At 59.5% G+C, this 23,981-nt stretch carries 26 protein-coding genes; 14 read left to right on the top strand and 12 right to left on the bottom strand.

Annotated features, from left to right (window positions below):
- Window positions 1-11: 11 nt before the first annotated feature.
- Window positions 12-1,235 (top strand): NADH:ubiquinone reductase (Na(+)-transporting) subunit F, encoded by a 1,224-nt coding sequence (nqrF, locus tag TM5383_RS06345; RefSeq protein WP_058318172.1) that lies wholly within the window; start codon window positions 12-14, stop codon window positions 1,233-1,235.
- Window positions 1,236-1,300: 65 nt separating this feature from the next.
- Window positions 1,301-2,131 (top strand): TolB family protein, encoded by an 831-nt coding sequence (locus tag TM5383_RS06340; RefSeq protein ID WP_058318171.1) that lies wholly within the window; start codon window positions 1,301-1,303, stop codon window positions 2,129-2,131.
- Window positions 2,132-2,255: 124 nt separating this feature from the next.
- Here the strand turns inward: TM5383_RS06340 and TM5383_RS06335 are convergent, their stop codons facing one another.
- From TM5383_RS06335 to TM5383_RS06315, 5 genes are all read right to left on the bottom strand, one after another.
- On the bottom strand, window positions 2,256-2,732 hold the full coding sequence (locus TM5383_RS06335) for a fasciclin domain-containing protein (protein WP_058318170.1): 477 nt from the start codon (window positions 2,730-2,732) through the stop codon (window positions 2,256-2,258).
- A gap of 289 nt (window positions 2,733-3,021) precedes the next feature.
- Entirely contained in the window at window positions 3,022-4,119 is a 1,098-nt protein-coding gene (locus TM5383_RS06330) for an ABC transporter ATP-binding protein (RefSeq protein ID WP_058318169.1), read from the bottom strand.
- Window positions 4,120-4,123: 4 nt separating this feature from the next.
- On the bottom strand, window positions 4,124-5,038 hold the full coding sequence (locus tag TM5383_RS06325; RefSeq protein WP_058318168.1) for a carbohydrate ABC transporter permease: 915 nt from the start codon (window positions 5,036-5,038) through the stop codon (window positions 4,124-4,126).
- Window positions 5,031-5,903 carry a carbohydrate ABC transporter permease gene (locus tag TM5383_RS06320; RefSeq protein ID WP_058318167.1) on the bottom strand — a complete coding sequence of 291 codons (873 nt, stop codon included), beginning with the start codon at window positions 5,901-5,903 and terminating at the stop codon, window positions 5,031-5,033. Before TM5383_RS06320 ends, TM5383_RS06325 begins: the two co-directional genes overlap by 8 nt.
- A gap of 68 nt (window positions 5,904-5,971) precedes the next feature.
- Window positions 5,972-7,216 (bottom strand): ABC transporter substrate-binding protein, encoded by a 1,245-nt coding sequence (locus TM5383_RS06315; RefSeq protein ID WP_058318166.1) that lies wholly within the window; start codon window positions 7,214-7,216, stop codon window positions 5,972-5,974.
- A 241-nt stretch (window positions 7,217-7,457) separates the two neighbouring features.
- Here TM5383_RS06315 and TM5383_RS06310 point away from each other — a divergent pair, with 241 nt between their 5' ends.
- The gene (locus TM5383_RS06310) at window positions 7,458-8,192 is read left to right on the top strand and encodes a response regulator (RefSeq protein WP_058318165.1); all 735 of its coding nucleotides are present in this window, start codon (window positions 7,458-7,460) and stop codon (window positions 8,190-8,192) included.
- Window positions 8,192-9,640: a sensor histidine kinase gene (locus TM5383_RS06305; protein WP_058318164.1), complete on the top strand. Its 1,449-nt coding sequence runs from the start codon at window positions 8,192-8,194 to the stop codon at window positions 9,638-9,640. The genes TM5383_RS06310 and TM5383_RS06305 overlap by 1 nt, the downstream gene beginning before the upstream one ends.
- Here the strand turns inward: TM5383_RS06305 and TM5383_RS06300 are convergent.
- Together TM5383_RS06300 and TM5383_RS06295 are read right to left on the bottom strand one after the other, a co-directional pair.
- Window positions 9,609-10,967 (bottom strand): MFS transporter, encoded by a 1,359-nt coding sequence (locus TM5383_RS06300; protein WP_058318163.1) that lies wholly within the window; start codon window positions 10,965-10,967, stop codon window positions 9,609-9,611. The two genes, TM5383_RS06305 and TM5383_RS06300, sit on opposite strands and share 32 nt — an antisense overlap.
- Complete coding sequence (locus TM5383_RS06295; protein ID WP_058318162.1) at window positions 10,967-11,533, bottom strand: chalcone isomerase family protein; 567 nt, start codon at window positions 11,531-11,533, stop codon at window positions 10,967-10,969. The genes TM5383_RS06300 and TM5383_RS06295 overlap by 1 nt, the downstream gene beginning before the upstream one ends.
- 150 nt (window positions 11,534-11,683) lie before the next feature.
- Here TM5383_RS06295 and TM5383_RS06290 point away from each other — a divergent pair, with 150 nt between their 5' ends.
- The 4 genes from TM5383_RS06290 to TM5383_RS06275 all read left to right on the top strand — a co-directional run bounded on the left by TM5383_RS06290 (window position 11,684) and on the right by TM5383_RS06275 (window position 14,819).
- Window positions 11,684-12,370, top strand: a complete 687-nt coding sequence (locus TM5383_RS06290) for a D-lyxose/D-mannose family sugar isomerase (RefSeq protein WP_058318161.1) — start codon at window positions 11,684-11,686, stop codon at window positions 12,368-12,370.
- A 165-nt stretch (window positions 12,371-12,535) separates the two neighbouring features.
- On the top strand, window positions 12,536-13,240 hold the full coding sequence (locus TM5383_RS06285; RefSeq protein ID WP_058318160.1) for an ABC transporter permease: 705 nt from the start codon (window positions 12,536-12,538) through the stop codon (window positions 13,238-13,240).
- Entirely contained in the window at window positions 13,234-13,977 is a 744-nt protein-coding gene (locus TM5383_RS06280; protein ID WP_058318159.1) for an ATP-binding cassette domain-containing protein, read from the top strand. The genes TM5383_RS06285 and TM5383_RS06280 overlap by 7 nt, the downstream gene beginning before the upstream one ends.
- Window positions 13,978-14,048: 71 nt before the next feature.
- Window positions 14,049-14,819, top strand: a complete 771-nt coding sequence (locus TM5383_RS06275; protein WP_058318413.1) for an ABC transporter substrate-binding protein — start codon at window positions 14,049-14,051, stop codon at window positions 14,817-14,819.
- Window positions 14,820-14,824: 5 nt separating this feature from the next.
- On the opposite strand, the gene TM5383_RS06270 is transcribed toward TM5383_RS06275, so the two are convergent.
- On the bottom strand, window positions 14,825-15,091 hold the full coding sequence (locus tag TM5383_RS06270; protein ID WP_058318158.1) for a sulfurtransferase TusA family protein: 267 nt from the start codon (window positions 15,089-15,091) through the stop codon (window positions 14,825-14,827).
- Window positions 15,092-15,202: 111 nt separating this feature from the next.
- Here TM5383_RS06270 and TM5383_RS06265 point away from each other — a divergent pair, with 111 nt between their 5' ends.
- The 4 genes from TM5383_RS06265 to TM5383_RS06250 are packed head-to-tail and all read left to right on the top strand — an operon-like array spanning window position 15,203 to window position 18,489.
- Window positions 15,203-16,093, top strand: a complete 891-nt coding sequence (locus tag TM5383_RS06265; RefSeq protein WP_058318157.1) for a formate dehydrogenase accessory sulfurtransferase FdhD — start codon at window positions 15,203-15,205, stop codon at window positions 16,091-16,093.
- Window positions 16,086-16,712, top strand: coding sequence for a molybdenum cofactor guanylyltransferase MobA (mobA, locus tag TM5383_RS06260; protein ID WP_058318156.1), 627 nt, complete (start codon window positions 16,086-16,088; stop codon window positions 16,710-16,712). Before TM5383_RS06265 ends, mobA begins: the two co-directional genes overlap by 8 nt.
- Window positions 16,709-17,221 (top strand): molybdopterin-guanine dinucleotide biosynthesis protein B, encoded by a 513-nt coding sequence (mobB, locus tag TM5383_RS06255; protein WP_058318155.1) that lies wholly within the window; start codon window positions 16,709-16,711, stop codon window positions 17,219-17,221. Before mobA ends, mobB begins: the two co-directional genes overlap by 4 nt.
- A complete protein-coding gene (locus TM5383_RS06250; protein ID WP_058318154.1) occupies window positions 17,218-18,489 on the top strand; it encodes a molybdopterin-binding protein in 1,272 nt (423 codons plus the stop codon). Before mobB ends, TM5383_RS06250 begins: the two co-directional genes overlap by 4 nt.
- A 3-nt stretch (window positions 18,490-18,492) precedes the next feature.
- On the opposite strand, the gene TM5383_RS06245 is transcribed toward TM5383_RS06250, so the two are convergent.
- Window positions 18,493-18,690, bottom strand: coding sequence for a heavy-metal-associated domain-containing protein (locus tag TM5383_RS06245; protein WP_058318153.1), 198 nt, complete (start codon window positions 18,688-18,690; stop codon window positions 18,493-18,495).
- Window positions 18,691-18,871: 181 nt separating this feature from the next.
- Here TM5383_RS06245 and TM5383_RS06240 point away from each other — a divergent pair, with 181 nt between their 5' ends.
- Window positions 18,872-21,163: a heavy metal translocating P-type ATPase gene (locus tag TM5383_RS06240; protein WP_058318152.1), complete on the top strand. Its 2,292-nt coding sequence runs from the start codon at window positions 18,872-18,874 to the stop codon at window positions 21,161-21,163.
- On the top strand, window positions 21,160-21,582 hold the full coding sequence (gene cueR / locus TM5383_RS06235) for a Cu(I)-responsive transcriptional regulator (protein ID WP_058318151.1): 423 nt from the start codon (window positions 21,160-21,162) through the stop codon (window positions 21,580-21,582). Before TM5383_RS06240 ends, cueR begins: the two co-directional genes overlap by 4 nt.
- Here the strand turns inward: cueR and TM5383_RS06230 are convergent.
- The 3 genes from TM5383_RS06230 to TM5383_RS06220 are packed head-to-tail and all read right to left on the bottom strand — an operon-like array spanning window position 21,567 to window position 23,981.
- Complete coding sequence (locus TM5383_RS06230) at window positions 21,567-22,256, bottom strand: ABC transporter ATP-binding protein (protein ID WP_058318150.1); 690 nt, start codon at window positions 22,254-22,256, stop codon at window positions 21,567-21,569. The two genes, cueR and TM5383_RS06230, sit on opposite strands and share 16 nt — an antisense overlap.
- Window positions 22,253-23,005: an ABC transporter ATP-binding protein gene (locus tag TM5383_RS06225; RefSeq protein WP_058318149.1), complete on the bottom strand. Its 753-nt coding sequence runs from the start codon at window positions 23,003-23,005 to the stop codon at window positions 22,253-22,255. Before TM5383_RS06225 ends, TM5383_RS06230 begins: the two co-directional genes overlap by 4 nt.
- Window positions 22,998-23,981 (bottom strand): branched-chain amino acid ABC transporter permease, encoded by a 984-nt coding sequence (locus TM5383_RS06220; protein WP_058318148.1) that lies wholly within the window; start codon window positions 23,979-23,981, stop codon window positions 22,998-23,000. The genes TM5383_RS06225 and TM5383_RS06220 overlap by 8 nt, the downstream gene beginning before the upstream one ends.

Here is a 23,981-nt window from a genome sequence, read left to right as displayed (position 1 = left end):
GGAGATCTGGAATGGAAACTTTTACCCTCGGGATCATCCTATTTACGCTGATCGTTATCGCGCTGGTGGCGATCATTATGGCGGCCCGTTCGAAGCTGGTGTCTACCGGTGACGTTCAGATCACTATCAACGGTGAAAAAACCGTTTCTGTGCCCGCAGGTGGCAAACTGCTGCAGACGCTGGCCGATCAGAAACTGTTCGTGCCCTCGGCCTGTGGTGGCGGTGGTACCTGTGCGCAGTGCCGTGTGAAGGTGCATTCGGGTGGCGGGTCGATCCTGCCGACCGAAGAAAGCCACATCACCAAGCGTGAAGCCGCCTGTGGCGACCGCCTGTCCTGTCAGGTGGCCGTGAAACAGGATATGGACATCGAAGTGCCCGAAGAGGTGTTCGGCGTGAAGAAGTGGGAATGCACCGTGCGTTCCAACGACAACGTCGCAACCTTCATCAAAAACCTGGTGCTGGAACTGCCCGAAGGCGAAGACGTGAACTTCCGCGCGGGTGGCTACATCCAGATTGAGGCACCTGCGCACAAACTGTCCTACAAAGACTTCGACATTGGTGAAGAATACCACGAAGACTGGGACAAGTTTAACCTGTGGCAGTATGAATCCACCGTGTCCGAGCCGATTGAACGTGCGTACTCCATGGCGAACTACCCTGATGAGAAGGGTCTGATCATGCTGAACGTGCGTGTGGCCTCGCCGCCTCCGGGTTCGCAGGGCATCCCTCCGGGTCAGATGTCGTCTTACATCTTCAACCTGAAGCCGGGTGATAAGGTCACTATTTCTGGTCCGTTCGGTGAGTTTTTCGCCCGTGAGACCCAGAAAGAAATGGTCTTCATCGGTGGTGGTGCAGGCATGGCGCCGATGCGCAGCCACATCTTCGACCAGCTGAAGCGTCTGGAAAACCGCGACCGCAAGATCACCTTCTGGTACGGTGCCCGTTCGAAGAAAGAGATGTTCTTTGTCGAAGATTTCGACACGCTGGCCGAAGAGTTCGATAACTTTGAATGGCACGTGGCCCTATCGGACGCCCTGCCAGAGGACGATTGGAAAGGCTACACCGGCTTCATCCACAACGTCCTGCTGGAAGAGTACCTGAAAGAGCACCCCGCGCCTGAGGATTGCGAATTCTACATGTGTGGTCCGCCGATCATGAACCAGTCCGTGATCAACATGCTCCTCGATCTGGGTGTTGACCGCGAAGACATCATGCTGGATGACTTTGGTGGCTGATCGCTAAAGTTTAGAATTAGAAAACGCCGCAGACCTCTGCGGCGTTTTTCATTTGGGGGAATGTGATGCGTGCATATTTGGAAATCTGGGATGTGGCCTCTGACACCTCGCATCTGGTGATGGAGGTGGATCGCCATATCGAGGCGCCGAATTTCACCGCGGACGGCCAGGCATTGATCGTGAATTGCGACGGGCGGCTCTACCGTGTGCCGCTGGATGATCCGCGTTTGATCCCGATCGACACAGGACAGCAGGACCGGATCAACAATGATCACGGCCCCAGCCCAGACGGCCAATGGCTGGCCTTCTGCGACAAGTCGCTAACGGGACAAACAGGCCTGTTCGTGATGCCGCTGGCAGGCGGCACTGCGCGTCAGGTGGTGCTGGGGCTGCCCAGTTGGTTTCATGGCTGGGATCCATCAGGGGATGGTTTGATCTATGCCGGTGTGCGCGGGCAGGGGGCGCAGCGACAGTTCGCGATCCTGCGTGCTGATCTGCGTAGCGGTGCCGAAGATGTGCTGATCACCGGCACAGGCCATTATGACGGGCCAGAGATGACAGCAGATGGTCGTTGGATCTGGTTCAACTCCAACCGCAGTGGACCAATGGCGCTATGGCGGATGCGGGCGGATGGTTGCGGTGTGCAACAGATGACCGATGGCACGCAGGACGATTGGTTTCCCCATCCTAGCCCTGATGGCCTGCACCTGTGCTATCTGGCCTATGAGCGCGGCACGGAGGGGCACCCGTTCGGCGTCGATGTTGATCTGCGATTGATGCCGCTTGCGGGTGGCCCATCGCGGCTATTGCGTCGCATTCATGGTGGGCAGGGGTGCCTGAATGGTCCTTGTTGGTCGCCGGACGGTTTGCGGTTTGCCTACGTGCATTACCAGTAATTGAAATAGCAAGACCCGCCGAGAGGGCGGGTCTTTACAGGCGGGTATTCTGGGGATGGGTCACTCAACCCGCCTGTGATGCAGCTCTGACAGGCTACGCCGTCGCTGCATTTTTGCCGTGGGCTTAGCTGCCGGGCAGGATCACTTTGTCGATTACGTGGATCACGCCGTTGCTGGCGGCGATGTCGGCGGCTGCGACGCTGGCGTCGTTGATCATGACACCGTTGTCCAGATCAATGGTGATGTCGCCGCCCTGTACGGTGGTGGCTTTCATGTCGTCCTGCAGGTCGGTGGACATCACTTTACCGGGCACAACGTGGTAGGTCAGGATGGCCACCAGCTGATCCTTGTTCTCGGGCTTCAGCAGGGTTTCAACGGTGCCCTCGGGCAGCGCTGCAAACGCCGCGTCTGTGGGCGCGAATACAGTGAACGGGCCGTCGCCTTTCAGGGTATCGACCAGACCGGCGGCCTTTACGGCTGCGACCAGAGTGTTGAAGTCGCCAGCGCCCATGGCGGTGTCTACGATGTCTTTGGAATGGCCACCTGCAACGGCGGGGGCTGCCAGAAGGGTTGCAATGGCGAAAGTAGCTGCGCGGATCATTGGATCATCTCCGAGTTGGGTTTCAATGCGCGATACCTCGTTGGCATCTGAGACCGATACGCGCCCAAAGACGTGCTGGATGACCTTATTTCCTTGGCTCTTGATCTTGATTGACCCTGCGTCAGCACTAAGCAGAGGGTATTTGGGTTTTCAATCACGTTTTCGTGATGTTTTGTGAGGGGTAATCATTGCCTAGTTTTGAACCATCACCCGTGACGGAGGGCGCTTAAACAAAAAACACCCCGGTCGAAACCGGGGTGTTTGTGCATTTTGTGACGTCAGTCGGGGCTCAGTTCAGGCGTTCGCCGGTGCCGGGGGCGAAGTAACTGACCTTTCCCAGATCAAAGGCCAGATCCAGCATCGCCCCAGCACGGGCGCTGGTTTCGGCATGCAGTCGCGCGGTAACCTGTTTGCCGCCCAGTTCCGACACCACAAAGGTATCGGCGCCAGCGGGTTCGACCATTTCGATCATGCACTGCGCCTGCTGCACATCCTGACCCGCGCGGAACCCCGCCTCGGCAATGTCCTCGGGGCGCAGGCCCAGAATGACGTCTTCGGGCAGATCGCGGCTATGGCTGTCCTTCAGCACGATTGCACTGCCATCGCCACGGCTGATCTCTACCTCTGTGCCGCTACCGTTCTGGCGGGTTTTGGCAGGGATCAGGTTCATCGCTGGGCTGCCCATGAAATCTGCCACGAACAGGTTGGCGGGGTTGTTGTAGATCTCGGCCGGGGTGCCGATCTGCTGAACCACGCCGCCTTTCAAGACCACGATCTTGGTCGCCAGCGTCATCGCTTCGATCTGGTCGTGGGTCACATAGACCATGGTTGCGCCAAGGTTCTGGTGCAGCTTCTTGATCTCTGACCGCATCTCGACCCGCAATTTGGCGTCTAGGTTGGACAGGGGTTCGTCAAACAGGAACAGTTTGGGGTCACGCACCAAGGCACGGCCCATCGCGACCCGCTGACGTTGGCCACCGGACAGCTGGCCGGGCCGGCGGTGCAACAGCTGTTCGATCTGTAACTGGCTGGCGACCTCTTTCAGCTTTCGCTCTTGCGTGGCGGCGTCCACCCCCCGCACTTTCATGCCAAAGGTGATGTTCTTGGCCACCGACATGGTCGGGTAGAGGGCATAAGACTGAAACACCATCGCAATGTCGCGGTCTTTGGGGCTGACATGGGTCATGTCTTGGCCGCCGATGCTCAGGGTGCCGCTGGTGATCGGTTCCAATCCGGCGATGCAGTTCAACAGCGTGGATTTACCGCAGCCCGAGGGACCGACGAGGACCAGAAAATCGCCCGGTTCGATGGCGACGTTGATGTCCTTGAGGATCTCAACTGCGCCGTAGTTCTTGTAGAGGTTCTTGATATCGAGAATAGGGGCCATGAGATTAACCTTTCACCGATCCTGCGGTCAGCCCGCGGATGAAGTATTTGCCAGCCACCACATAGACCAGCAGTGTCGGAAGGGCGGCGATGATGGCGGCGGCCATGTCGACGTTGTATTCCTTCACCCCAGTGGTGGAGTTGACGATGTTGTTGAGGGCAACGGTCACCGGCTGGGTGCCTGCCTGGCTGAAGCTGACCCCAAAGAGGAAGTCATTCCAGATGTTGGTGAACTGCCAGATCACGGTCACAACCACGATGGGCAGCGACAGCGGCAGGAAAATCGACCAAAAGATGCGAAAGAACCCAGCACCATCTACCTTGGCCGCCTTGGTCAGTTCAGCCGGTATGGTGACGTAGTAGTTGCGGAAGAACAGCGTGGTAAAGCCGATCCCGTAGATCACATGCACCACGATCAGGCCGGGGATGGACCCTGCCAGCCCCATGATCCCCAGCATCCGTGCCATCGGCAGCAGCACCACCTGAAAGGGGATGAAACAGCCAAAGAGCATCAGCGAAAAGATCAGGTTCGCACCTTTGAAGCGCCACTGGGCAATGACGTAGCCGTTCATTGCGCCCAACATTGTCGCAAGGATCACCGCCGGAACCGTCATGATAACAGAGTTCCAGAAGTAGGGCCGTAGACCTTCGCATTGCACGCCGGTACAGGTGCCGGACCAAGCGGTGCGCCAGGCGTCAAACGTGACCTCCCGCGGTAGGGCAATCAGGCTACCTGTGCGGATTTCATCCAAGCTTTTGAGTGAGGTTGTGACCATCACAAACAGCGGCATCAGATAGAACAGTGCAAACAGACCCAGCAGGGTGAACAGCAGCCAGCGCAGGGCCAGATGTGTCCAGTTGATGCCCTTGGCCGCGCTTGGCGCACCGGCCTGAGTATGGGGTTGGGTGAAATCAGTCATGTTTCGCCCTCAATTCAGAGTAAAGGTAAGGCACTACGATGGCGAAAACGACGCCCATCATGACCATTGCGGAACTGGCTGCCTGTCCAATGTCGCCGCGCGAAAACGCCATGGCGTACATGTAGGTGGCGGGCAGGTCTGTGGCGTAGCCGGGGCCACCGCCGGTCAGGGCAATCACCAGATCAAAGCTCTTGATCGCGAGGTGAGCCAGCACGATGAAAGCCGACAGGAAAATCGGTGCCATCGACGGGATGATGATCGCGGAATAGATCCGCCATGTGGGGATACCATCGACCTGTGCGGCTTTGATGATCTCTTCATCCACGCCGCGCAAACCAGCCAGAAACAGCGCCATGACAAAACCGGACGCCTGCCAGACGGCTGCGATGACCACGGCGTAAATGGCGCGATCAGGGTTCACCACCCAATCAAAGGCAAAGTTTTCAAACCCCCAGCCGCGCACGGTGGCCTCGATCCCCAGACCGGGGTTCATGATCCATTTCCATGCGGTCCCGGTGACGATCATCGACAGCGCCATCGGGTATAGGTAGATGGTGCGCAATGCACCTTCGGCGCGGATCTTCTGATCTAGCAGAATTGCCAGAAACAGGCCCAGCACCATCGAAATCACGATAAACAGCGTGCCAAAGATGAACAGGTTGTCCATCGCGGTATCCCAGCGTGGCGACGCCATCAGCCGTTCGTATTGTACGGTGCCCTTCAGCTCATACTTCGGCAGTAGCCGCGAGCGGGTGAAAGACACCCACGCCGTCCAGAAGATAAAGCCGTATACGAAGATGAGGATGGCCACGAAAGATGGGGCAAGCACCATCTTGGGCGTGTGGCGTTCGAGCCATTCAGTCATGGCGAAGCCCTTTCATGTCAGTGATACGCCCCGACCTGATCAGGCCGGGACGCATCTGGGGGAGGAATTTACAGCGAGTTTGCGACAGAGTTTGCCAGCATCTCAACCGCCTCTGCCGAGGACATGTCCGAGTTGAAGTGCGCAGTCACAACATCGGTGATCGCGCCGGACTGGGCACCACGCAGGGCCATGCCGTGGGCGTAGCTGGGCAGCAGGGAACCATTGTCGCTGCTCATTGCCATGTCTTTCGCCGAGGTGTGGGCGCAGCTGTCGAAGTCGTCCAGCGCCACGTCAACACGGGCGGGGATCGACCCTTTGTTCAGGTTGAACACCTTCTGAAAGTTCTGGCCGACGATCAGTTTGGCCAACAGATCCTGACCGGCCTTCTTGTCATCGCCGTCTACGTTGAACATCGCGAAGCTATCTACGTTGTAGAGGAAGCCTTCGCCCGGGGTCGATGCACAGAGGAAGTCCTGACCGGGCACTTTGCCGGCTGACAGAAATTCACCCTTCGCCCAGTCACCCATGATCTGGAACGCCGCTTCGCCGTTCATGACCATTGCGGTGGCCAGGTTCCAGTCACGACCGGCAAAATTGGCATCAACATATCCGCGCAAGGTGCGCATCTGGTCAAAGATTTCGACCATCGTGTCAGACTTCAGCGTGTCCATGTCCAGATCAACAAATGCTTTCTGGAAGAACTCAGGGCCGCCGATACCAAGGGCGACTGCCTCAAAAATGGTGGCGTCCTGCCAAGCCTGACCACCGTGGGCCAGCGGGATGATGCCTGCGGCCTGCAGTTTTTCGGCGGCGGCGTTAAATTCGGCCCAGGTGGTGGGCATGTCGATGCCGTTTGATTTCAGCACATCGGCGTTGGCCCAAATCCAGTCAATACGGTGGACGTTAACCGGCGCGGCGCACCAGCTGCCTTCGCATTTCATGTGGCCCGCGATCGACGCAGGCAGTACATCGGCCCAACCTTCGGCCTCGGCCACAGCAGAGATGTCGGCCAGAACGCCTTCTTCGTACCATTCCTGAATGGCCGGACCCTTCAGCTGAACGGCAGTTGGCGCATTGCCAGACAGAACACGTGCCCGCAGTGCCGTCATTGCAGCATCGCCGCCGCCGCCTGCAACGGGCATGTCGGTCCAAGTGCCGCCATTGTCAGCAAATTCACCCTGCAGAACGGCGACCGATTTTGCTTCGCCGCCAGACGTCCACCAATGCAGAACCTCTGCTTCGGGGCCGGCCTTGGCTGCACCTGCGGTGATGAATGCTGCCACAGCGGCAGTGACGAATACAGATTTTTTCATAACTTTCCTCCCATAGTGGTCACCCGTTGGATGACGCTACACTATCTGTGCATTGGACTACCTAAGTCGGACAATGCTGTTTGCGCGCTCTGATGTCTTGAAAAGTCACAAAAGCGCGGCTTCTGTTACACGTTGTTACCTGCGCCTTGATTTTGTTGCATGGTGTTACAAACCCGATGCGGGAGGCATGATGTTTGCGATCACATTTGTGCGCAGACCTCATGCAATGAGGGAGAGAGACATGGCGATTCCACGGCTTCTGGTGGTTGATGATGATGCGGAAACCCGCAGCATGCTGACACAGTTTATGCGGCAGAACGGTTTCATCGCACTGCCCGCCCAGAGTGAGGCCGACATCAACACGCAGCTTGAAAGCGGTCGGGTCGATCTGATCCTTTTGGATGTGATGTTGGGCGATGAAAACGGTGTCGAGATTTGTGCGCGCCTGCGTAATGAACAGGATGTGCCAATCATATTGGTATCTGCGTTGTCGGCGGATCATCAGCGCATGGCTGGCTATGCGGTGGGGGCTGATGACTACGTTGCGAAACCATTCAATCCGCAGCTGCTGCTGGCCCGGGTGCGTGCCGTGTTGCAACGTGCGCAGCGCTCGGCGTCGCTCAGCTATCGCCGGACCACCGGAATGTTTCGTTTCGCTGGCTGGACCTATGATGCCAAACATGACGAGGTACGATCGCCAGAGGGATTTCAGGTAACTCTGTCACGCCGCGAAACCGGATTGTTGAAGGTGCTCTTGGCCAATCCTCACATTCCCCTGACCCGCGACGAAATTGCCGCAGCGCTGGACGTCACCGGAGAAGGCACCGCAGCGGAGGCAGCGGGGCGTGCAATTGATGTATTGGTGGGGCGCTTCAGATCCAAGATCGAGAAGAACCCAAAGGATCCGCAGATGCTGCGCACTGAACGTGGTGTGGGATACGTGTTTTCCGTTGATGTTGAAACAGGTGACAGCTGATGCGCGGGGAATGGCGCCTGCGCAGTCTGGCCGCGGCATGGGTGTTGTTGGCTTTTGGTGCTGGTGCACTGGCTGCATGGCTTTGGATTGGGTCCACAGCAGCGTGGCGCGAACATCAGCTGCGGGCACAGGCGGGCGGCGTTGCTCTTTATGAGGCGTTGCGCGGTCAGGCCCGTCCTCCGGCCGGAGTGACGTTGCAATTCCTCTCCCCTGCGGAGGCTGTTCTGGCTGGGCAAGGGGCGTTTGCTCGGCTGCAAACACCGGGTAAGCCTGCGCACATCACCAACCTTTCGATCCATTCGTCATTGGGGGATGTGACATCGGGATCGGTTCTTAATCTGGCGGTTATTTCGTCTTCGCTACGTTATCAGGTTTCGGAATTGCCGGGGGGCGCTGACCGATCGGCGCCACAGAAATTGGGCGCGGTGACGCAGCTGTTGGCGACCTACTGTTCGGACCCGATCCTGTTGGCGCAACTCGATGGTGGCCTGTGGCGACGGGTGGATGGCACAGCACTGTGGGGGTGCGATGCTGCGCCGACTGATCGTCGGTTGTGGGCGGTGTTTCTGGCGACTGTTGCGCTGGGTATTCTCTTAGGTCAGGCGGCAGAGATCGCGGCGCGGTTCGATCGGTTCGGCCAGGCGCTACGTGCGCATCGCCGTTTCGGTGGGCCGGAATCCTACGACGTTGAAGGCCCCACAGAGCTGCGCGATATTGTTGAGGCGGTGAACGACTATCTGGAAAGTGAGCGCGCTCAATTGAGTAAACGCGCTGTCGTGTTGTCCGGGGTTAGCCATGATTTGGGGACGCCTGCGACCCGTCTGCGACTGCGTGCGGCGCTGATTTCCGATGCGGAACTGCGCCAGAAACTGGAAGGCGATATCGACCAGATGACCGGCATGATCGAAAGCGTGCTGACCTACACCCGCAGTGAGCTGAGCACCGAAGAACCGCGGCAGATATCCTTAACGGCTCTGATTGAGGCCTTGGTCGAAGACTATCAAGATTGTGGTGATTCCGTCAGTTTCAGTCGCCGTGGCCCCGAAATGATCGAAGGTGGGCGGTCGTTGTTTACCGGGCGCCCCGGCCATGCAGTTGCGCCCGAAGAACGCCGCGTTCTGGTCACTGCACGCCCTGTGTCCTTGCAGCGTGCGCTGTCCAACTTGATTGACAATGCGTTGAAGTATGGGCGACGCGCCACCGTTGAGCTGGAAGCCATGGCCGATCGTGCAATTATCACGGTGGAAGATGAAGGTTCCGGTTTCGCCCCAGAGGATCTGGAAGGCATGTTGGCCCCGTTCCAGCGCGGGCCGAATGCGCAGTCAGTAGACGGGTTCGGTTTGGGCCTGACCATCGTGGCAACCGTCGCCGAACAACACGGTGGCAGGTTGGTGTTCGAACAAGGGCGCGCAGGACTTAGGGCGCGCCTTGAGGTGCAGCGCCAATAGCAGTGCGGTCCGGCGTGGCGTCGAGAACGTGGCGGGGCGTCAGCACCAATAGGGCAATCGACAGCAGCTTCAGAAAGCAGGGCACCACCGCATAGGCAAATGCCAGCGCCCCAAGCGCGGCGGTGGTGCTGGGCAGATCGCTGGCTGGGTCAAACCCTGCACGCGCGAGTGCCGGAAGGGCAACCGCTGCCGCTAGCGCCAGCGCCAGCTTTGCAGCAAACGCCCAAAGACCAAAGCCCAGACCTTCGGGCAGGGACAGGCGTGAAACGGCGTTGGCAAAGGTTGCGGGCAGGATCACCATATCCGCTGCCATCGCAGCACCGGATGCTAGGCAAATCAGAACAAACCCGATTGCCGCTCCTTCTGGCAGAATTGCTGCCCAGCCAAAGCTGACAATGGCCAGCACCATCGCTATCAGTAATGTCTTACGCGCGCCCCAGCGCTGGGCTGCACGTGACCAGATCGGCGCGGCAAGGCCTGCTGCGCAGAAAAACAGGATTAGAAACAGGCCAGTGAACTGTGCCAGTTGCAAACGCTCTTCGACGAAAAACACAAACAGGGTCGATGACAGCGCGACGGGCAATGCGTTAATCAATCCGATAAGCAACAACCACAGAGGTGTTGGTGCCAGCAAGCTGCGCCATTGTAGGCGTTCAACGCTTTCTTTGTCGGTCGTTTGGGGGCGCCCGGTCCATAGGCCGCGCGTAAGCACCGCGACCAGTGCGATCAGGACAATCAGCAATAGACCAAAATCGCGGTACGGTGATGTCCGTCCAAGATGGATCAAAATTTGGGGGGCTGTTGCTGCGACCAGAATACCGCCAAGCAACCCTGCCTCGCGCCAACCAGCCAGGCGGAGGTGGCGCGTCGTGGCATTGCCGCTGGCGGGGTTGTCAGATGATCCATCTGCTAATGTGACGCCGTGGCCATAGAATAGGATTTGCAGCAGCGAATAGCTGGTGAACACCAAAACAAGTGCTGCAATCAACCATGTCAGCAGCCCCCCCGCCAACCAGGCAGGTGCGGGCCAGACAAACAGCATTGCAAATCCCAAGGCCAATCCCGCCATTCCAATGGTTGCCAGCCGCCCGCGCTGAGTGGCGTAGCGATCCACCACCCACCCAAGAGCCGGGTCCTGCAGCAGATCGATCATCCGAATGGCGATCAACACTGCGCCCAATGTCGCGAGATCCAAACCCAGCTCGCCGGTCGCAAAACTTGGCAGGTGAATGTAGAGAGGCAAGCCTGCACTGGCCAGAATGGCAGCAAACAACGCGACACGTGGGTACAGCCCAGACGCAGAAGATGGGCGTTTGGACAATGCCATTACATCCCCCGCAACTTGCGGGATAGTTTAGGATCGCGGGCCTGATCAGACAGCCAGATCGACAGCACTCGCTGGCGTATATCGGGGTGTTGCAGCTTGCAGGTGCGTTTTCCGTTGAACAAAAAGTCCACCCGGTCCTTTGCCGCGCCAAGAGCGACGAAGCGGTCTCCGGCTACGACTGTGTTGAAACAGGTGTTCAGCTTTTGCAGAATTTCGGGCTGGTCCGGTTGGTCACCTTCTAATCTGGTCAGTTCTTTGCCGGTGGCGCTGACCAGTTGTTTGCGGGAAAATCCACGTTTGTAGTCCAGTTCCAGCGCGAATGGGGATGACCAATCAAATGCTGCGGCATTTGAGGTAAACAGGCGTGCGTCATAAATTCGAAACCCCAGCCACCGCAGTTGCGCGCTGCCGCGCAGTTCCGCTTTGGGAAGGTTTGCTTCGACTTCGGAGGGAACAGGCCTAGCGGCGTCTTGTGCCCGAAGCGGGGCCGCCGACAGAATGGCCAGGCACATCAAGGGGATACCAAATCGTGTCAAAGCACGGGTGAGAATGCCATTTTGCATCATGTCCGATCCTTTCGATCCATAGCTGGTCGAATTGAGTTGATTACGCTGCTTAAACGCGGCTGGATCATTTTTTGCGCGCGCGGTGTGCGTTTGCCGCGCTTGCCTTGTGCTGCGGCATGTCTATGGTGGCGCTAACGTAAGGGGGAGCGGATGAAGCGTTCGACTATTAATCAGATCATGGCAGATGCGGCAGAGATGATCCGCAGCTATGGCTTTCAATTGCCACCATTTGCTTTTTGGACTCCAGAGGAGTTTCAGGCGCGTCGGGATGCGGCACAGGCGCTGATCACTGCACGCTGTGGCTGGGACATTACCGATTACGGCGCTGGCCGATTTGATGAAATGGGTTTGTTTCTGTTCACCCTGCGCAATGGGCGTTTGGCGGATCTGCAGCGCGGCGGCGGCATGTGTTACGCAGAGAAGCTTTTGATTTCACGACAAGATCAGCTGTCGCCGATGCACACGCATGTGATCAAGGCAGAAGACATCATCAACCGCGGCGGCGCCACGTTGGTGGTGGAGTTGTACGGATCTGATGACGCGGGACAGTTCGCCGAAGACCGCGGCGGGCAGGTGATGTGTGACGGTGTTGCACGCACCTTTGGCCCCGGTGAAAAATTGCGCTTGGCCCCGGGGGAGAGCGTGACACTGATGCCCGGTGACTGGCACGCGTTCTGGGGTGAGGGCGGTGATGTGCTGATCGGCGAGGTGTCGACAGTGAACGATGACGAAACCGACAATGTTTTCCGCGAACCCATTGGCCGGTTTGCCAATATCGAAGAAGACGTTGCGCCCACCCACCTGCTGGTGAGTGATTATTCCAACTGGCTGCGGTGACAGTTAAATCAGTGTAGCGTGCGGCAGAACATGGTGTCTGCATCCGCTGCGCACCGAAACGATGCATGATCTGTCGTTTCTCGCCTCGCGCCATGCGACCTCAGGGCATAAACTGAACCCAAATGATGTCAGGCCCTTGGGGCCGACGGGTGTGGATGGGCGCAGATGACAGATATCTGGGAAGGGCTGGTACAGGCGGTCCTTCTGATCATAACGCTGGATGCGGATCTGCTAGAGATCTCGGCGCGGTCGCTTTATGTGACGGTGACAGCGACGCTGATTGCGGCGGCAATCGGTTTGCCGCTCGGCGGTTGGTTGGCGGTGTATCGGTTTCGCGCGCGGCGTGGAGTGATTGCCGTCTTGAACGCCCTGATGGGGCTGCCGCCTGTTGTCGTTGGGTTGATCGTTTATCTACTGCTGTCACGCTCTGGGCCGCTGGGGGTTTTGGGGCTGTTATTCACGCCGACGGCTATGATCATCGCTCAGGTCATCATCCTAACGCCGCTTATCGCCTCCATCGCGCATCAGGCGCTGCGCGAGCTGTGGGCGGAATATCATGATCTGCTGATTTCGCTCAACACCACCAGACGGCAGCGTATCGTGACACTTTTGTGGGATGCACGACGCGCGCTGTTGACCGCCGCCCTTGCGGGATTTGGCCGTGGTATTGGCGAGGTTGGCGCGATCATGATTGTTGGTGGCAACATTGATCAGGCCACCCGCGTTTTGACCACGGCGATTGCATTGGAAACCGGCAAGGGGAACTTTGCGCTGGCACTGGGGCTGGGTTTTGTGCTGATCGCGATTGCCATTGGGGTTAATCTGGCTATCCACTTCGCCTCTCGAACGGAGGTCAGTAGCCGATGGTAAAGGCGCAGCACCTCCCAAACCAGACACCTTCGATTTTGCCGCTGAAGTTGCAGGGGGCCTGCGTCAAACGGCGTGGGCATACCTTGATAGGTCCTGTGGATCTGACGCTTGGTCGCGACGGCTTCACGATTATTCTTGGGCCGAACGGTGCGGGTAAGACCACCCTATTGCGATTGATGCACGGGCTTGAACGCCCGAGCGCTGGGCGGCTGGACTGGAACGTTCCCGAGGTACAGGCCAGGGCCCATCAGGCCTATGTGTTCCAGCACCCAACGCTGATGCGGCGCACGGTGGTGGATAACGTCGCCTATCCATTGGTCATACACGGCGCGCCGCGGGCCTTGGCCCGTGCCCGCGCCACAGAGGCGTTGGCGCAGGTCGGACTGTCTGAACATGTCACCCAACGCGCGTCCGCGCTATCGGGGGGGGAACGCCAAAAACTGGCGCTGGCCCGCGCGCTAATCCGCCGGCCCGAAATCCTGTTTTTGGACGAACCCTGCGCCAGCCTCGACGGGGCTGCCACCCGCGATATCGAGGCGATCCTGAACCGCGCCCATGCAAACGGCACGCGGATTGTGATGATCACCCATGATCTGGGCCAAGCGCGGCGTTTGGCGCGTGACGTTCTGTTCATCTACAAGGGGCGCCTGCATGAGGCCGCGCCCGCTGACACCTTCTTTGATGGGCCCGCCACGGCAGAGGCCCAAGCCTTCCTGAACGGAGATATTTTGCTATGACACTGACGTTTGCCGATAAGATGCGCGGCAAATCCCTGCGCGGCGCTGCATTGGCCCTGACCTTCAGCGTAATGGGCGCGGGCGCGGCGTTTGCCGACACGATGCGTATGGCGGTGACCACCTCGTTCCACAACTCGGGCCTGTCGGACGTGCTACTGCCACAGATCAAGGCAGATCTGGATCTGGAGGTGCAGCTGCTGGTCGTCGGCACCGGTCAGGCGCTGCGTTTGGGGCAGGCGGGCGATGTGGATGCGATCCTGGTGCATTCTAAACCAGCTGAAGAGGCATTTGTTGCCGGTGGCTACGGACCGCACCGCACGGAAATCATGTATAATGATTTCGTGCTGATCGGCCCCGCCGCTGATCCCGCCGCGATCAAAGATGCCACTGACGCTGCCACCGCGTTGGACGCGATCCGCGCGGCAGAGGCACCGTTTGTCAGCCGTGGCGATGACAGTGGTACGCATAAGAAAGAGCTGAGCCTTTGGGCAAACGCGGACCTCGATGCCACTACGCTGGATGTTAGCTGGTACAAGGCGGCAGGCGCCGGCATGGGCGCGACGCTGAATACCGCGTCCGGCATGAATGCCTATGTGATGTCGGACCGCGCCAGCTGGCTAAAGTTTGCAAACAAGGGCGATCTGGAACTGCTGTTCGCGGGTGATCCGGTGCTGTTCAACCAATACGCCTACCTGCCGGTGAGCGTAACAAAGCACCCGCATGTAAAGGGTGATCTGGCCGCGAAGCTGGAGGCATGGTTGGTCTCTGACACCGCCAAAGAGCTGATCAACGGCTACCGCCTAAACGGCGAGGCGCTGTTTACCTTCAACGCGGCGGAGTAACCGCTTTAGCCCAGAACCAGCCGGTAGCGATGCGGCGCCTTGCCCGCGCTGCTGGCCATTTCTGGTGGCAGCTCCTCGGCGCCTTCGTACTGGTGCCCCGCCTCATGGCAGAAATGCGGGATGTCGATCAACGCGGCCGGATCATCGGCCAGAACGGTCACAACAGACCCCGTGGGCAGGCCTTGAATCCGCTTGCGCAACCGCAGCACCGGCAGCGGGCACAAGAGGCCAAGGGCGTCAATGTCGAGTGTTTGTGTCGATGTATCCGTCATGAGGCTTATGTAGAACCTCTCCTTTGCCTTGTCCATGCGGCGCAACGGCTTGAACTCCCACTCAAAGGGCGTAACTGTGAAACAGCGCCCGAACCGAACAGGATCAGCCCCTTGGCCAGATTGACCGACCCTGCACCCTCTTACATCATCGCGCCGGATCCCAACCGCGCGGGCCTGACGGCGGCTGTCACCGGTGTGGATCAGGACGGCGTGGCGCAGGATATCTCGGTCGTCGAAGAACGTCCGCTGACCATCTACCTCAACAGTCAGGAAATCGTCACCGCGATGACCATCGGCGATTACCCCGACTATCTGGCGCTGGGGTTTCTGCGCAATCAGGGCATGCTGCTGGACGATGATGCTGTCACGGGCGTGGACTATGATGAGGAACTGGAAGTCGTCGTTGTGCGCACCGAACGTGCCACCAACTACGAAGAAAAGCTGAAGAAGAAGACCCGCACATCCGGCTGCGCGGTCGGCACCGTTTTTGGGGATATGATGGAGGGGATGGAGGAATTGACGCTGCCCGCCACACCGGTGCGGACCTCTTGGCTCTATGCCCTGGCGCATCAGATCAACCGCACCCCCAGCCTGTACCTTGAGGCAGGGGCGATCCACGGCACGGTTCTGTGTCATGAGGACCGCCCGCTGGTCTATATGGAGGATGTGGGCCGCCACAACGCGGTGGACAAAGTATCCGGCTGGATGTTTGCCGAAGGCGCGGCTGCGGGCGATAAGATCCTCTACACCACCGGGCGCCTTACCTCTGAAATGGTGCTGAAGGCGGCGCAGATGGGGATTCCGACGCTGGTATCCCGTTCAGGCTTCACCGCGTGGGGCGTGGAATTGGCGCGCAAGCTGAATATGACGCTGATCGGCCGGATGCGTGGCAAGCGGTTCACCTGCCTTAGCGGGGCTGAACGGCTGATCTATGACGCCGATCTGTCTGCGGTGCCCGAGGATAGCAAGAAATCACGGCGCAAGGGGGCAGGGGATGTGTGATCAGATACCTGCCGTGATCCTTGCCGGCGGCCTGTCGTCGCGCATGGGCGGCGGCGATAAGGGGCTGCTGCCTTTGGGCGACACCACATTGCTTGGTCAGGTCATCGACCGCCTGCGTCCGCAAGTGTGTGAGATTGTGCTGAATGCCAACGGCGATGCCAGCCGATTTGATAGCTATGCTCTGCCCGTAGTCGCTGATGGCATCGCTGATTACGCGGGGCCTTTGGCGGGTGTTTTGGCGGGCATGGATTGGGCGGCAGCGCGTGGTGCAACCCATATCGTTTCCGTTGCCGCCGACACGCCGTTTTTTCCCACCGATCTGGTGGCGCGGCTAGTCCAAGGGCGCGGTGATGCGGCGATTGCGCTGGCCGCCAGCATGGATCCCAAACGCGGTCAGGTGCGCCAGCCGACCTTTGGCCTTTGGCCCGTTGCGCTGCGCGATGATCTGCGGGCCGCGTTGCAAGACGGGTTGCGCAAGGTGGTGATCTGGACCGACCGCCATGGTACGGCAGAGGTGTTGTTTGATGGCTATGAGGTTGAGCCGTTTTTCAACGTGAACACCCCCGGCGATCTGGCAAAAGCCCGCAACATGGCGGCCAGCCTTGAGGGCACGACATGAAGATCTACGGCGTTACCGGATGGAAAAACTGCGGCAAGACCGGCCTGATGGAACGGCTGGTCGCTGAACTGACATCGCGTGGCTATCGCGTCTCGACTGTTAAACACGCGCACCACAGTTTTGACGCCGATCAACCGGGCCGTGACAGCTACCGCCACCGCGAGGCAGGGGCGGAGGAGGTTTTACTGATCTCTGGCAACCGCTGGGCCTTGATGCATGAACTGCGCGGGGCGGAAGAGCCGCCTTTGGCCGACATGCTGACCAAGCTATCTAACGTCGATCTGGTGCTAGTGGAGGGCTATAAACGCGAACCCCACCCCAAGATTGAAGCGCACCGCGCTGAGGCGGGGCAGCCTTTGATCGCGCCGGGTGATCAGACGATCCGCGCGCTGGCCTCTGACCAACCGGCAGCGGCGCATGGTGATTTGGGCCGTCCGGTCTTCGACCTCAACGACCACGGCGCGATTGCCACCTTTATTCTGCAAGACCTGGGACTGATGCCGAAATGACCGCCAAACTGCGCAACGATTGTTTTGCCCTGCCGCCTGGTGTGAACTGGATTCCGCTGGAGGATGCGTTGGCACGTCTGCGGGACCGTGTTGCGCCGGTGGTGGGGGATGAAATGGTGCCGCTTGACGCCATACGGGGGCGTATTCTGGCGCAGGATATCGTGGCGTTCAGGGCCAATCCACCTGCGGCCAATTCGGCGGTGGACGGTTATGGTTTCGCCGGTGCGGCGCTCGATGAACTGGTGACATTGCCCTTGGCCGATGGGCGCTCTGCCGCGGGTGAACCCTACGGTGGCGTATTGCTTGCCGGTCACGCCTTGCGCATCCTGACCGGTGCGATTGTGCCTGCGGGCATGGACACTGTGGTGCTGCAAGAAGATGTGGAGGTCGCGGGCGGCAAGCTACAGTTTCGCGGCCCATTGAAACAGGGCGCGAATGTGCGCCGCGCGGGTGAGGATTTCAACGCAGGCGATGTTGTTCTGCGCAATGGCCGTCGTTTGCGTCCCGAAGATGCCGCGCTGCTGGCAGCGGCAGGCCTGGCAGAGGTGCCGGTCTATCGCCCGCTGCGCGTCGGCGTTTTTTCCAACGGGGATGAGGTTGTCGCGCCCGGCACCATTGCGCCCGAAGATATGGGCGCGGGTGAGATTTATGACAGCAACCGCCCTATGCTCTTGTCGCTGCTTAGCGACTGGGGCTTTGACGCGGTGGATCTGGGTCATGTGCGTGACAGCCGCGATGCACTGCGCGATCGCCTGAACACTGCCGCTGCCGAGGTGGACGCCGTGCTGACCTCTGGCGGGGTGTCGACAGGGGATGAGGACCACGTTTCTGCCTTGCTGCGCGAGGAAGGGCAGATGGATAGCTGGCGCATCGCGATCAAACCGGGCCGTCCACTGGCACTGGGCCTTTGGCCTGCGGGGGAGGTGCTGCTGCCGGTCTTTGGCCTGCCGGGAAATCCGGTGGCGGCCTTTGTTACGGGGCTGCTCTTTGCGCGCCCTGCGCTGGGGGTGATGGCGGGGCAGGCATGGCAGGAGCCGCAGGGCTTCATGGTGCCCGCAGCCTTTGCCAAATCGAAGAAGCCCGGTCGGCGCGAATTTCTGCGTGCCCGTATCAACAGCGATGGTCAGGCAGAGGTGTTCAAATCCGAAGGATCAGGTCGCATCAGCGGGTTGTCATGGGCGGATGGTCTGGTTGAGTTGCCCCATGAGGCGGCAGAGATCACGCCCGGCACATTGGTCCGATATCTGCCCTATAGCAGTTTTAGCTGACGATTAGGCGGCGGTTGCCTCAAAACCGGCGCTGGCAATGGCCTGCGCCAGTGCCTCTGCAGGGTCCGCGCTGTCCACCTCGACAGTGCGGGCTGCCATGTCAAATGTCAGCAGCGCGGTTGGATCCTGATCCTGTACTGCAGCCTCGATCTTGGCGCTGCATTTTCCGCAGTGCATGCCGGGGATACTGAATGTGATCATGGTGGATCCTCTGGTGGATGGCTGTCTACGACGCAGACTTGGACGCCGACATAGGGCTGAGGTCAAGTCTCTTCACCCCCTGTTGCGACAAAGTTGCGCGTTTCCGCCAATGTGTCTGCAAATTCTATTGACCCTCCAGTAACTGGAAGCCTTATCTGGAGAGGAGAGAAAGGCACCCACCATGACTTCTGCTGCGACTCACCCCGACGTTTCACCTCCTGAACACACCCTGCGCTTAACGGTGACTGGCATGAGCTGCGCCGCATGTGTGGGGCGTGTGGAACAGGCGTTGCGTGGCGTAGAGGGGGTGAAACAGGCGGATGTGAACCTAGCCAGTGAGACTGCGCAGATCCGCTTTGTCGCACCCGCCAGTGAACAAGGGTTGCGCACGATATTGGATGGGGCGGGGTATCCGGCAGTTGATGATAGCGTCGCTGACACCCCCGATTTGTCAGAGCGTAAAACGCAAGAAGCGGATGACCTGCGACAGAGGCTCTTGATCGCGGCTGCGCTGGCACTGCCTGTGTTTGTGATGGAGATGGGTGGTCATCTGTACCCGCCATTTCACCATTGGATCATGCGCACGATCGGCACGCAGGCGTCATGGCTGGTGCAGTTTGTGCTGACCACGCTGGTGTTGATCGGCCCCGGTCGCGGGTTTTATCAAAAGGGCATCCCGTCCCTGTTGCGCGGTGCGCCGGACATGAACGCGTTGGTCGCGTTGGGAACTTTGGCGGCCTATAGCTATTCGACTGTCGCCACCTTCCTACCAGTGCTGCTGCCCGCCGATGTGCGTGCGGTTTATTTCGAAAGTGCCGCGGTGATTGTGGTGCTGATCCTCTTGGGCCGCACGTTAGAGGCGCGCGCCAAGGGCCGCACAGGTGCTGCCATCCGCGCGCTGATCGGGCTGCGCCCCAAAACGGCGTTGCGTGTGCAGGACGGTCAGCCGGTTGAGGTAGCGATTGATGACATCGTCACCGGCGATACGCTGCTGGCCCGACCCGGCGAACGCATCGCGGTGGATGGCGTGGTGGTTGAAGGCATCAGTCATGTGGATGAGAGCATGATCACCGGTGAACCACTGCCCGTGGCAAAGTCCGGCGGCGACAGTGTGACGGGCGGCACGGTGAACGGCACCGGTGCGTTGCAGATCCGCGCGACCCATGTGGGGGCGGATACGATGCTGGCTCAGATCATTCGCATGGTCGAAGAAGCGCAGGGCGCCAAACTGCCTATTCAGGCGATGGTGGATCGCGTCACCATGCGGTTTGTGCCGGCTGTGTTGGTGGTGGCGGCTATGACTGTACTGGCGTGGTTGATTTTGGGACCGCAACCGGTTCTGACCCATGCACTGGTCGCGGGGGTTGCGGTGCTTATCATCGCGTGCCCCTGCGCAATGGGACTGGCGACGCCGACTTCGATTATGGTTGGCACTGGACGCGCGGCTGAATTGGGGGTGTTGTTCCGTAAGGGAGATGCCTTGGAGCAACTGCAAGGTGTCAGACTCGTTGCTTTTGACAAAACCGGCACCTTGACCAAGGGTCAGCCCGAATTGACGGATTTTGTTACCGCACCGGGTTTTGATCGTGCAGAGGTGCTGCGTTTCGTGGCAGCTGTCGAGCAGGCTTCGGAACATCCCATCGCGGCGGCTATTGTTGCGGCGGCGGATGGAGATCTGCCCATAGCAGAGAAATTCGGCGCCATCGCCGGCTATGGGGTCGCTGCCACGGTTGCCGGGCGACGCGTGATGATCGGGGCCGACCGTCTGATGCAGCGGCGCAAGATTGACATCACCCCTTTTGGCTCAGAGGCGGCGCGCCTGGCGGCAACTGGTAAGACCCCGTTTTATGCTGCCATTGATGGTGAATTGGCTGCAATGATAGCGGTGTCCGATCCGGTGAAATCTGATAGTGCCGCCGCGATTGCGGCGCTTCATGCGGCGGGTCTGCAAACCGCGATGATCACCGGCGACAATGCCCGCACGGCACAGGCTATCGCGGCGCAGTTGGGCATTGACCATGTGGTTGCCGAGGTGCTGCCCAAGGGTAAGGTCGAAGCACTGGAAAGCCTGCGCGCACAACACGGCGCTGTTGCCTTTGTGGGGGATGGGATCAACGATGCGCCTGCACTTGCGGCGGCGGATTTGGGGTTGGCGATTGGCACTGGAACTGACGTGGCCATCGAAAGCGCTGATCTGGTGTTGATGTCCGGCGATCTAAAGGGCGTTTTGGCTGCATTGCATCTGTCGCGTCGCGTGATGGGCAACATTCGTCAGAACTTGTTCTGGGCCTTTGGCTACAACGCGGCGTTGATCCCCGTGGCCGCTGGTGTGTTCTACCCGCTGTTTGGCTGGCAATTGTCGCCAATGCTGGCTGCGGGGGCGATGTCGCTTTCAAGTGTATTTGTTCTTAGCAACGCGCTACGGTTGCGTTACGTTGAAGTGCCCGAACTGACACAGGAGGGCGTGACATGAACATCTCTGAGGTGTCTCAGCGGGCAGGACTGCCCAGCAAGACGATCCGCTATTACGAAGAAATCGGCCTGATCCAACCGGCACGCCGCGCCAATGGATACCGTCAGTTCAGTGAGGCGGATCTGCATCGCCTGGCTTTTGTCGGACGTGCCCGCAGTCTTGGATTTTCGATTGAAGATTGCCGTAGCCTGCTGACCCTATACGAAGATCGCGGGCGCGCCTCAGCTGATGTGCGTGCGATTGCAGCGGGTCATTTGCGTCTGATTGATGAACGATTAGCTGAAATGCAGCAGATGCGTCAAACTCTGGCCGATCTGGTCAATGCCTGCGCCGGAGATGCACGTCCGGATTGCCCGATTTTGGCTGATTTGGCGGCCCCAGTGGCTGACTCCACGGCCGAAGATCAGACGCCCAAGTAACGGCTGCGTACATCTTCGGTAAGGTTGGCAAAATCGCCGGACCAGACATCGCGCCCTTTTTCCAGCACCACTGCGCGGTCGGCGACGGTGGCCAGCTCTTTCAGGGATTTGTCGATCACCAAAATCGATAGGCCGGTTTCGGACTTCAGCCGCGAAATAGCCGCCCAGATTTCCTGCCGCACCACAGGTGCAAGTCCTTCGGTCGCCTCATCCAGGATCAATAAGCGCGGATTGGTCATCAAGGCGCGCCCGATTGCCAACATCTGTTGTTCGCCACCTGAAAGAGACGCCGCCAGTTGATCGCGCCGCTCGCCCAATCGCGGAAACAACGCGCTGACGCGGGCCAGATCCCATTCCCCCCGTCGGGCAGAGGCGATCAGGTTTTCCTCGACACTCAACTGCGCAAAACAGCGCCGCCCCTCGGGCACCAGACCGACACCGGCGCGCGCAACTTTGTGGGAGGGTAGGGCGCGCAGATCGCGACCTGCGAACGCCACATTGCCGTCGCGGTGTTGCAGCATCCGGCAGATCACCTTGACCGTGGTGGATTTGCCCATGCCATTGCGGCCCATCAGCGCGACAACCTCACCCTCGGCAACGGTTAGGTTAACATCAAACAGCGCCTGTGATGGACCGTAGAAGGCGGTGACATTGGACAGTGACAGAAGGGTCATGCGTCCTCCTCCCCCAGATAGGCCTGACGTACGGCAGGGTTGGCGCGGATTTCGTCCACTGTACCGGTGGCGATGATCTGGCCATAGACCAGTACCGATATGCGATCCGCTAGGGCAAAGACCGCATCCATGTCATGTTCGATCAGCAGGATCGGGGCCTGATGGCGCAGCCTGTCCAACAGGGTGATCAGTTGCGCGGAACCTTCGCTGCCCAACCCGGCCATCGGTTCGTCCATCAAAAACACCTTGGGGGCCAATGTCAGCGCCACGGCCACCTCCAACTGTCGGCGTTGACCATGGGACAGATCAGCGGTGCGTTTGTGGGCGTGATCCGACAGGCCGACCGTGTCCAGCGCCTGATGGGCGGTTTCCAGCAACGCCTTGTTGCGCATCACTGGCCGCAGCATCTGAAACACGCCACCACGCGCGCCCAGTGCCCCCAGCACGGCGTTCTGCAAAACCGTGTAGTCCATCGCCAATGCCGAGATTTGAAAGGTCCGCGCCATGCCCGCACGGGCACGCTCGGCAGTGCTAAGGCCGCTGATATCGCGCCCCAGAAAGCCGACGTTGCCACTGTCAGGGGGCAACGCACCGGTGATCTGCGCGATCAGGGTGGATTTACCTGCCCCGTTGGGGCCGATCAGCGCATGGATTTCGCCTGCCCGCAGATCAAGCGTGACGTTGTCCGTCGCCTTCAGCGCGCCAAAGCTCTTGTTGAGGTTTTGAACCGTCAGGATGGGATCAGTCATGCGCCACCTCCCGCCCGGCAAGCAGACCGTAGAGACCACCGCGCGCAAACAGCACAACGCCCAGCAATACCGCGCCCAGATAGATGTGCCAGTACGGGCTGAGGCCGCCCAGAATGTGTTCTAGCAACAGGAACAGAACCGCGCCCGCGACGGGGCCAAAAACCCGACCAACACCACCCAAAATGACGAAAATCATGATCTCGCCCGAGGTGTGCCAGGAAAACATCGTTGGGCTGACAAACCGGTTGAGGTCGGCAAATAGCGCCCCCGCCAGACCGGTGATCGCGCCGGAAATGGTAAAGGCCGTGAGGTAGAGCGCATAGGGCATCTGTCCCACAGCGGCGACGCGCGCTTCATTCTGGCGTGCCGCCCCCAACATCAGGCCGAAAGGCGCCCGCGACAGCGCCCAGACAAAGGCCAGCACCAGCATTAGCAGGCCATAACACAGGCCATAGAACTGGATCGGGTCCATCGTGTTAAGCCCCGGAAAGCTGTTGCGCACATAGATCGACAATCCGTCCTCGCCCCCATAGGTGGGCCAAGACAGGGTGAAGAAATAAAACATCTGCGCAAAGGCCAGGGTAATCATGATGAAATAAACACCCGACGTGCGCAGCGACAGCGCCCCGATGGCCAGCGCGGCCAAGGCGGATAGCACAATGGCGACCAGCCAGATCACCGGCATGGATTTGGTGCCCTCGATCAGAAACGGCACCTCCATCAGCGGGGTGTAGGTCTGGGCGTGGTAGGCCAGAATGCCCATCACATACCCGCCCAGCCCGAAGAACGCTGCATGGCCCAGACTGACCAGCCCGCCAAATCCCAGCGCGACATTCAGGCCGATACCGGCAATGGCAAAGATCACCGCGCGGGTGGTCAGGGTGATCAGGAACGGTTCGTCTGCCAGATGCGCCCAGAGGGGGAAGGCCAGAAGAGCGGTCATCAAGAGGACGTTCAGTAGCGTTTCACGGGGCAT

This window comes from Thalassovita mediterranea, from assembly GCF_001458435.1.
Classification (GTDB): domain Bacteria; phylum Pseudomonadota; class Alphaproteobacteria; order Rhodobacterales; family Rhodobacteraceae; genus Thalassobius; species Thalassobius mediterraneus.
Note: the sequence above shows the minus strand (reverse complement) of the source record. Positions and strands in the feature narration are given on the sequence as shown.

What these genes read in the sequence shown, in the direction of transcription:
- cueR (WP_058318151.1), top strand. Translation starts at nt 21,160, where the DNA reads ATGAACATCTCTGAGGTGTCTCAGCGGGCAGGACTGCCCAGCAAGACG.
- TM5383_RS06245 (WP_058318153.1), bottom strand. Translation starts at nt 18,690, where the DNA reads ATGATCACATTCAGTATCCCCGGCATGCACTGCGGAAAATGCAGCGCC.
- TM5383_RS06240 (WP_058318152.1), top strand. Translation starts at nt 18,872, where the DNA reads ATGACTTCTGCTGCGACTCACCCCGACGTTTCACCTCCTGAACACACC.
- TM5383_RS06270 (WP_058318158.1), bottom strand. Translation starts at nt 15,091, where the DNA reads ATGACGGATACATCGACACAAACACTCGACATTGACGCCCTTGGCCTC.
- TM5383_RS06250 (WP_058318154.1), top strand. Translation starts at nt 17,218, where the DNA reads ATGACCGCCAAACTGCGCAACGATTGTTTTGCCCTGCCGCCTGGTGTG.
- TM5383_RS06330 (WP_058318169.1), bottom strand. Translation starts at nt 4,119, where the DNA reads ATGGCCCCTATTCTCGATATCAAGAACCTCTACAAGAACTACGGCGCA.
- mobB (WP_058318155.1), top strand. Translation starts at nt 16,709, where the DNA reads ATGAAGATCTACGGCGTTACCGGATGGAAAAACTGCGGCAAGACCGGC.
- TM5383_RS06325 (WP_058318168.1), bottom strand. Translation starts at nt 5,038, where the DNA reads ATGACTGATTTCACCCAACCCCATACTCAGGCCGGTGCGCCAAGCGCG.
- TM5383_RS06320 (WP_058318167.1), bottom strand. Translation starts at nt 5,903, where the DNA reads ATGACTGAATGGCTCGAACGCCACACGCCCAAGATGGTGCTTGCCCCA.
- TM5383_RS06310 (WP_058318165.1), top strand. Translation starts at nt 7,458, where the DNA reads ATGGCGATTCCACGGCTTCTGGTGGTTGATGATGATGCGGAAACCCGC.
- TM5383_RS06285 (WP_058318160.1), top strand. Translation starts at nt 12,536, where the DNA reads ATGACAGATATCTGGGAAGGGCTGGTACAGGCGGTCCTTCTGATCATA.
- mobA (WP_058318156.1), top strand. Translation starts at nt 16,086, where the DNA reads ATGTGTGATCAGATACCTGCCGTGATCCTTGCCGGCGGCCTGTCGTCG.
- TM5383_RS06300 (WP_058318163.1), bottom strand. Translation starts at nt 10,967, where the DNA reads ATGGCATTGTCCAAACGCCCATCTTCTGCGTCTGGGCTGTACCCACGT.
- TM5383_RS06305 (WP_058318164.1), top strand. Translation starts at nt 8,192, where the DNA reads ATGCGCGGGGAATGGCGCCTGCGCAGTCTGGCCGCGGCATGGGTGTTG.
- TM5383_RS06225 (WP_058318149.1), bottom strand. Translation starts at nt 23,005, where the DNA reads ATGACTGATCCCATCCTGACGGTTCAAAACCTCAACAAGAGCTTTGGC.
- TM5383_RS06335 (WP_058318170.1), bottom strand. Translation starts at nt 2,732, where the DNA reads ATGATCCGCGCAGCTACTTTCGCCATTGCAACCCTTCTGGCAGCCCCC.
- TM5383_RS06275 (WP_058318413.1), top strand. Translation starts at nt 14,049, where the DNA reads ATGGGCGCGGGCGCGGCGTTTGCCGACACGATGCGTATGGCGGTGACC.
- TM5383_RS06290 (WP_058318161.1), top strand. Translation starts at nt 11,684, where the DNA reads ATGAAGCGTTCGACTATTAATCAGATCATGGCAGATGCGGCAGAGATG.
- TM5383_RS06315 (WP_058318166.1), bottom strand. Translation starts at nt 7,216, where the DNA reads ATGAAAAAATCTGTATTCGTCACTGCCGCTGTGGCAGCATTCATCACC.
- TM5383_RS06220 (WP_058318148.1), bottom strand. Translation starts at nt 23,981, where the DNA reads ATGCCCCGTGAAACGCTACTGAACGTCCTCTTGATGACCGCTCTTCTG.
- TM5383_RS06340 (WP_058318171.1), top strand. Translation starts at nt 1,301, where the DNA reads ATGCGTGCATATTTGGAAATCTGGGATGTGGCCTCTGACACCTCGCAT.
- TM5383_RS06280 (WP_058318159.1), top strand. Translation starts at nt 13,234, where the DNA reads ATGGTAAAGGCGCAGCACCTCCCAAACCAGACACCTTCGATTTTGCCG.
- TM5383_RS06230 (WP_058318150.1), bottom strand. Translation starts at nt 22,256, where the DNA reads ATGACCCTTCTGTCACTGTCCAATGTCACCGCCTTCTACGGTCCATCA.
- nqrF (WP_058318172.1), top strand. Translation starts at nt 12, where the DNA reads ATGGAAACTTTTACCCTCGGGATCATCCTATTTACGCTGATCGTTATC.
- TM5383_RS06295 (WP_058318162.1), bottom strand. Translation starts at nt 11,533, where the DNA reads ATGATGCAAAATGGCATTCTCACCCGTGCTTTGACACGATTTGGTATC.